A 7,281-nucleotide genomic window follows, 5' to 3' on the forward strand; every position below is an offset into this window, starting at 1 on the left:
CCAACCGGCGGGTGGCGACCACCACGCCCATCCCGCCCATGACCACGAGGTACGCGACGTGGCCCAGCAGCCCGACCCCGACCGCTCCGGCGCACAGCTTCCGCATCAGCTCGATCGCCTGGTACAGCGGCAGGCACTCGACGACCAGCCGCACGAAGCCCGGGTACACGGTCAGCGGGAAGAACGTCGTGGAGAACAGGAACATCGGCATCAGCACGAGCTGGATGAGGTCGAAGTCCTGCCAGGAGCGCATGAACGTCGTGCAGGCCATGCCGACCGCGGCGAAGGAGAACGCCACCAGCAGCGCCGCGGGCAACGCCAGGAGCGCCCATGGCGACGCGACCAGCCCCATGGCCAGCATGACGGTCAGGAAGCCGGCCGCGTACAGGCCGCCGCGCAGCAGCGCCCACGTGATCTCGCCGACGGCGACGTCGATGGGGCCGAGCGGGGTGGCCAGCATCGCCTGGTACAGCCTGGCGTACTTGAACTTGAAGAAGATGTTGAACGTCGCGTCGTACATCGCCCCGTTCATCGCGGACGCGGCCAGCAGCGCGGGAGCCACGAACGCGACGAAGCTGACGGGTCCCGCCGGGCCCGGCACGTCGCCGACGAGCGAGCCGAACCCGACGCCCATGGCGACGAGGAAGAACAGCGGCTCGCAGAACCCGGACACGACCGCGAGCCAGGTCCGCCGGTTCACCAGCAACGACCGTTCGACCAGCACCCGCGCCCGGCCCGCGTACATGCCGACCGGCAGTATCCGCGGGAGCAACCCCATCAGGCGGCCAGCCGTTCGGTGAAGGTCCGCACGCCGAACCAGGTACCGATGCCGAGCAGTGCCAGCAGGAACGCCAGGTGGCCGGCCACGGCGAGCAGCGGGAGGCCGTCGAACGCGGCACCGCGGGACAACTCGGTGCCGTGCCACAGCGGCGTGACCCACGCGAGTGGACGTACCCACGCGGGTAGCCGCGAGATCGGGAAGAACGTGCCGGCGAGCAGGGTCATCGGCGTGACGACGAACCGGAACAGGGAACTGAACTGCTGTCCCTCGGTCGGCAGCGTCGCCGAGTAGGCCGCGATCGGGGCGGCGAAGGCGACGCCGGTGAGCACGGCCACCAGCAGGGAGACGAGCACCGTGACGTCGGTGAGCGTGCCGAGCGCGGCGGCGACGAGGAGGTAGGCGGCGCCGGACACGGCGACGCGCAGCGCCACCCACAGCAGGTGGCCCGCGAAGATCTGGCCCGGGGTGATCGGTGACGCGGCGATGCCGTGGTAGGTCTGCTGCCACTTGAACGCGGACAGGATCGGGTAGGTCGACTGGAAGGCCGCGATCTGCACTGCCGTGGTCACGAGCAACGCGGGTGCCAGGTAGACGACGTACTCGTGCCCGCCGGTCGCACCGGTGGACCGGACCTGTGAGCCGAGGCCGAAACCCATCGCCAGCAGGAGCAACACGGGCTGGACGACGCTGGAGACGAAGGTGGCGCGCCAGTTGCGGCGGTACCACGTCCACATCCCCTCGACGACGATAAATGTCGCGCACACGGCATTGGCCGTACGCGCCATGGCGTTTGCACCGTCAAATGACGATTCAAATGGTGAGCACATTCCGTGTCGGCAATCTTCACTCGTTCGCAGGGCAGCGTTTTTCCTTGCGATAAGGAAACATTCTCTGTTGGTTTCGCCATGGACGAAAGGCCACAGGGTGGATCTCCGCACACGTCCCTCCCGTCACGACCTGACGGCCGTGGGATTTCTCTCCGTGGCCGCCGATCTCCTGGACGCCTACCTGCAGGCGGAGCCGATCGGCGCCGAACAGTCGATGCGGCTCGGCCACATCACGTTTCCGGCCGCACTGGACTGGCTGCGTACCGACGACATCATCCGGATGGCACCGAAGTGGTCCGGCGAGGCCGCCCGGCGGCGGGAGTTCTTCGGCCGCTGGCCGACCCGGGACGACTTCCTCGCGGACGCCGTGGTGTACGCGTTGCTGCGGCCGGATCCCACGCGGCCGGAGATCCCGATGCCGCGGTACAGCCGGGAAGCGACGATGTCGGAGCACATCGCGGACGTCACCGAGGAGTTGTTGACGAGCCTCGTGCAGCACCCGCGCAGCTATCTGGTGCTGCACCTCGGACCGCTGCTCCCCCGGTACCCGCAGCTGGCGAAGGCGCTCGCCCCCGGCTCGCGGGAGACGACGCGTGCGTGGCTGCGGCTGTACCACACGCTCGCGGACCAGCACGACTTCGTGTTGCGTCCGGAGTGGACGTTCAAGCGGCTGTCGCTGGTGCTGCAGGCCATGCTGGACGGGTTCGTGCTCCGGTACCGCATGCGACCGGGCGGGCATCCCCGCCACAGTTGGAAAGAGGCGAACATCCTCGCCGACGCGGTCATCGCCCTGCTGCTCGGCGCGATCGACTGGGACCTGAGTGGACAGTCGGGCCGCACCGCACTGGACCAGCTGACCTGACCCGCGTGTCCAACCTTCGGAACCCGCGTGTCCAACGTTCCGAACCCGTGTGTCCAACCTGCCGAACCCGCGTGTTCAACGGAATCGGACGGCAGGTTTCGTCGAACTCAGCGGTCCGTTTGGTTGGACACGCGAGTTCTGGGCGTTGGACACGCGGTTAGTCGACTAGGGTGCGGCCGGTCAGGCGGAGGAAGACGTCCTCCAGGGTGCTGCGGCGGACTAGGGTCGAGACCGGGTGCACGTCGCGGGTGTGGACGGCGTTCAGGACCGCGTCGCCGTCCTCGGCGTACAGCAGGAGGCGGCCGGGGAGGGTCTCGACGCGGTCGACGAGGGCGTCGAGGCGGGTCGCCACGGTCGCGGTGTCCACGTCGGGGTGGAAGCGCAGCTCGACGACCTCCCTGGTGCTGTAGCGGGTGATCAGCTCGGACGGGCTGCCCTCGGCGGCGATCCGGCCGCGGTCCATCACGACCAGCCGGTCACACAGCTGCTCGGCCTCGTCCATGTAGTGGCTGGTGATGATGAGCGTGACGCCGTTGTGCTTGAGCCGCACCAGCCGGTCCCACAGCAGGTGCCGGGCCTGCGGGTCCAGGCCGGTGGTCGGCTCGTCGAGCAGGAGCAGCTCGGGGTCGTTGATCAGCGACCGCGCGATGGTGAGGCGGCGCTTCATGCCGCCGGAGAGCCGGCCGACCTCGTCGTCGGCACGTTCGGTCAGCTGCGCGAAGACGAGCAGCTCCTCCGCCTTGGCCCGCACGTGGGCCTTGGGCAGGCCGAAGTACCGGCCGTAGACGTGCAGGTTCTGGCGCACGGTCAGCTCGGTGTCGAGGTTGTCCTGCTGCGGCACGACCCCGAGGCGCGCGCGGATGCTCGGCCCGTCGCGGTCCGGGTCCATGCCGAGCACCCGCAGGTCACCGCCGGTGCGTGGCGAGACGCAACCGATCATGCGCATGGTCGACGACTTGCCCGCCCCGTTGGGACCGAGGAAGCCGAACGCCTCGCCGCGCCGGACCTCGAGGTCGATCCCGTCCACCGCGGTCAGCCTGCCGAAGCGTTTGACCAGACCGCGTGCCACGACCAATGTCATGTACGGAGAGTAGGCAGATCGCGCTAACTATTCGTTAGTCCTGGCGATCGAACTTCTTCTTGAACCGGTCCAGCTCCGCCTCGGGTGCCGCGATCTTCTCCCGGAGCTGGACGGCCCGCTCCTCCGCGTTGGCCGTGAGATGTTCGTCACCGGCGGTGATTGGAATGTCCTTCGAGCGGGCGTGCGGGCTTCCTCGGCGGGGGCGAAACGGTCGAGGGCTTGGTCGGATCCGATCAAGCCCTCGACGCGGAACTCAGACGCCCGGGAACCAGAGGTCGATCTCGCGCTTGGCGGACTCCGGCGAGTCGGAGCCGTGCACGATGTTGTACTGGACCTCCAGCGCGTAGTCGCCGCGGATGCTGCCGTTCGCGGCCTGCACCGGGTTGGTGGCGCCGGCCAGCTGGCGGAACGCGGCGATCGCGTTGTCACCCTCGACGACCGCGGCCACGAGCGGGCCAGACGTGATGAACTCGAGCAGCGACTCGAAGAACGGCTTGCTGGCGTGCTCGGCGTAGTGCTGCTCCGCGACGCTCCGCTCGACGTTGCGCAGCTCCAGCGCGGCCAGCGTCAGGCCCTTGCGCTCGATGCGGGAGATGACCTCGCCGACCAGCCCACGGCTCACGCCGTCCGGCTTGATCAGCACCAGGGTGCGCTCGCTCACGACTTCGGATACTCCTTCATGGGGGAACTTCTGCGCGACGAGCGTAACGGGCACTCATTCCGCCTGTTGGCTCGGCAGCCTGCCCTCCGCCATGCGCTTGGCGACGTCGTGGCGCATCCACAGCAGGACGGCCCACGCCAGGGCGAAGATCAGGCCCACGATGCCCAGTGCGGTCATCGCGAACCAGCAGGCGATCAGCACCACCTGCAGGCCCGCCGCCAGCCACCTGCCCCACGGCCGGCGCAGGAACGCGCACGTGGCCAGGAGCAGCAGGGCCAGCACGCCGACGAGCACGCCCTGCCACGTCGCCAGGCCGTCGCCGAGCTTGGCGACCACCGGCAGGGCCAGCAGGACGACGATCACCTCGAGGACCAGCGTCGCCGACATCACGCCGACGAACGACTTCATGGGGTCCGGGCGCGACGTCACGCCGGTTTCCTGCCCAGCAGTGCCCGTGCCTCGCCCACCGTCACCACCGAGCCGGTCACCACCACGCCGACGCCGGACAGCGGCTCGCCCGCGTCCTCCTCCGCGAGCGCGATGGCCGTCTCCACGGCGTCGTCCAGGCGGGGGCGCACGTCGACCCGGTCCGGGCCGAAGATCTCCGTCGCGATGTCGCCCAGCTCCTCCGCGGGCATGGCGCGCTCGGACGAGTTGGTCGTCACGACCACCTCGTGCAGGACCGGTTCCAGTGCCGAGAGGATCCCGCGCACGTCCTTGTCGTGCATCACGCCGACCACGCCGACCAGGTGGCGGAAGTTGAAGTCGGCGTCCAACGCGTCCGCGAGCGCCTGCGCGCCGTGCGGGTTGTGCGCGGCGTCCACGAACACCGTCGGGGACGAACGGACCCGCTCCAGCCGGCCCGGTACGACCACGGACGCGAAGCCCTCGCGGATCGCCTCCTGGTCGAGCATCCGCTGCGCGCCCGCGCCGAAGAACGCCTCCACCGAGGCGAGCGCCAGTGCCGCGTTCGCGGCCTGGTGCTCGCCGTGCAGCGGCAGGAAGATGTCCTCGTACGCGCCGCCGAGCCCCTGCAGCTTCACGACCTGGCCACCCACCGCGACGTCCCGCCGCAGCACGCCGAACTCCAGGCCGGCCCGCGCGACCGTCGCGTCCACCTCGACCGAACGCCGTAGCAGGACCTCCATCACCTCAGGACGCTGCTCGGCCAGCAACGCGATCGAGCCAGCCTTGATGATGCCCGCCTTCTCGCGCGCGATCCCGGTGATGTCGGAACCGAGGTACTCGACGTGGTCGACGGCGATCGGCGTCACCGCCGCGATCTTCGCGTCCGCGACGTTCGTGGCGTCCCAGCTGCCGCCGAGGCCGACCTCCAGCACCGCGGCGTCGACCGGCGCGTCCGCGAACGCCGCGAACGCCATGCCGGTCAGCACCTCGAACTTGCTCATCCGTATCTCGGCGCCGCGGTCGATCATCTCGACGTACGGCTCGACGTCCCGGTACACCTCGACGTACCGCTCCGGGCTGATCGGGGCGCCGTCGATCGCGATCCGCTCGGTCACCAGCTGCAGGTGCGGGCTGGTGTACCGGCCGACGCGCAACCCGATCCTGGTCAGCAGCGCGTCGATCATGCGGGTGACCGACGTCTTCCCGTTGGTGCCGGCCACGTGCAGGACCGGGTAGGTCTTGTGCGGGTCGCCGAGCAGGTCGACGAGCGCGCCGATCCGCTGCAGCGTTGGCTCGATCTTCGTCTCCGGCCAGCGGGTGTTGAGCTCCGTCTCGACCTGGCGAAGATCGTCGAGGGCCTCAGTCACCGAACGACTCCAGCCTCTTGGTGATCCGCTCGATCTCCGTCGCGGCGACGTCCCGCCGCGCCTGGATCTTCTCGACCACCGCCGCAGGCGCCTTGTCGGTGAAGTTGGGGTTGCCGAGCTTCGCCTCGCAGCCCGCCAGCTCCTTCTCCGCCGCCGCCAGGTCCTTCTCCAGCCGCTTGCGCTCGGCCGCGAAGTCCACCGCGCTGGACAGGTCCAGCTCGACGTGCACGTGGCCGCTCGGCAGCGACACCTCGACCGACACGCTCGGTGTGAACTCCTCGGCCGGCGCCTCCAGCCGCGCGAGCGCGGAAACCGCCCGCGCCAGCGCGGAAAGCCCCGCTTCATCCACACCGGACAGTCGTGCCGGGACCCGCTGGTTCGGTTTGACGCCCTGGTCGTTGCGGAACCGCCGGACCTCGGTGACGAGCTTCTGCACACCCGCGATCCGCCGCGCCGCGTCCGCGTCCGCGGCGGCACCCGCCGGCGGCGGCCAGTCTGCGACCACCAGCGACTCGCCGCCGGTCAGGGTCGTCCACAGGCTCTCGGTGACGAACGGGATCAGCGGGTGCAGCAGGCGGAGCACGACGTCGAAGACGTACCCGAGGACCGCACGCGTCGAGTCGGCGCGCTCGCCGCCCTCGGCGATCTGGACCTTGGCGATCTCCAGGTACCAGTCGCACAGCTCGTCCCAGGTGAAGTGGTAGAGCGAGTCGCACAGCTTCGCGAACTGGTAGTCCTCGAACAGCTCGTCCACCTCGGACACGACGGCGTCGGTGAGGTCGAGGATCCAGCGGTCCGCGTCGGTCAGCGTGTCCCGCGCGGGCACCGGCCGCTCGACCGTCGCGCCGTTCATCAGCGCGAACCGGGTGGCGTTCCACAGCTTGTTGCAGAAGTTGCGCGACCCGGCCGCCCAGTCCTCGGCGATCGCCATGTCGCTGCCCGGGTTCGCGCCGCGGGCCAGCGTGAACCGGGTGGCGTCCGCGCCGAAGCGGTCGAGCCAGTCCAGCGGGTCGATGACGTTGCCGCGCGACTTCGACATCTTCTTGCCGAACGGGTCGCGGACCAGGCCGTGCAGGTACACGTCGTCGAACGGCTGCCTGCCGTCCATCGCGTACAGCCCGAACATCATCATCCGGGCGACCCAGAAGAACAGGATGTCGTAGCCAGTGACCAGAACCGTTGTGGGATAGAACTTCTCGAGCTCGGGGGTCCGGTCGGGCCAGCCCAGGGTGGAAAAGGGCCAGAGCCCGGAGGAGAACCACGTGTCGAGCACGTCCTCGTCCTGACGCCAACC

At 69.4% G+C, this 7,281-nt stretch carries 8 protein-coding genes; 1 reads left to right on the forward strand and 7 read right to left on the reverse strand.

Annotated elements, in window-relative coordinates; translation table 11 throughout:
• Together ACJ73U_RS44040 and ACJ73U_RS44045 are read right to left on the reverse strand one after the other, a co-directional pair.
• Window positions 1–778 (reverse strand): ABC transporter permease (locus ACJ73U_RS44040; RefSeq protein ID WP_407783748.1); only part of this gene is annotated, 778 nt, incomplete at its 3' end.
• Complete coding sequence (locus tag ACJ73U_RS44045) at window positions 778–1,545, reverse strand: ABC transporter permease (protein WP_407783749.1); 768 nt, start codon at window positions 1,543–1,545, stop codon at window positions 778–780. The genes ACJ73U_RS44040 and ACJ73U_RS44045, both read right to left, overlap by 1 nt.
• A 217-nt stretch (window positions 1,546–1,762) precedes the next feature.
• Here ACJ73U_RS44045 and ACJ73U_RS44050 point away from each other — a divergent pair, with 217 nt between their 5' ends.
• Window positions 1,763–2,470, forward strand: coding sequence for a hypothetical protein (locus tag ACJ73U_RS44050; protein WP_407783750.1), 708 nt, complete (start codon window positions 1,763–1,765; stop codon window positions 2,468–2,470).
• Between the two features lie 157 nt (window positions 2,471–2,627).
• Here the strand turns inward: ACJ73U_RS44050 and ACJ73U_RS44055 are convergent, their stop codons facing one another.
• The 5 genes from ACJ73U_RS44055 to ACJ73U_RS44075 all read right to left on the reverse strand — a co-directional run.
• Window positions 2,628–3,551, reverse strand: a complete 924-nt coding sequence (locus tag ACJ73U_RS44055; protein WP_407783751.1) for an ABC transporter ATP-binding protein — start codon at window positions 3,549–3,551, stop codon at window positions 2,628–2,630.
• A 253-nt stretch (window positions 3,552–3,804) separates the two neighbouring features.
• Window positions 3,805–4,212: a nucleoside-diphosphate kinase gene (gene ndk, locus ACJ73U_RS44060; RefSeq protein WP_407783752.1), complete on the reverse strand. Its 408-nt coding sequence runs from the start codon at window positions 4,210–4,212 to the stop codon at window positions 3,805–3,807.
• Window positions 4,213–4,266: 54 nt separating this feature from the next.
• Window positions 4,267–4,641: a DUF4233 domain-containing protein gene (locus ACJ73U_RS44065; protein WP_407783753.1), complete on the reverse strand. Its 375-nt coding sequence runs from the start codon at window positions 4,639–4,641 to the stop codon at window positions 4,267–4,269.
• A complete protein-coding gene (folC, locus tag ACJ73U_RS44070) occupies window positions 4,638–5,987 on the reverse strand; it encodes a bifunctional tetrahydrofolate synthase/dihydrofolate synthase (RefSeq protein ID WP_407783754.1) in 1,350 nt (449 codons plus the stop codon). The genes ACJ73U_RS44065 and folC overlap by 4 nt, the downstream gene beginning before the upstream one ends.
• A partial coding sequence (locus ACJ73U_RS44075) for a class I tRNA ligase family protein (protein WP_407783755.1) occupies window positions 5,980–7,281 on the reverse strand: 1,302 nt, incomplete at its 5' end. The genes ACJ73U_RS44075 and folC, both read right to left, overlap by 8 nt.

The sequence above is a fragment of the Actinophytocola sp. genome, from assembly GCF_045807065.1.
Classification (GTDB): domain Bacteria; phylum Actinomycetota; class Actinomycetes; order Mycobacteriales; family Pseudonocardiaceae; genus Actinophytocola.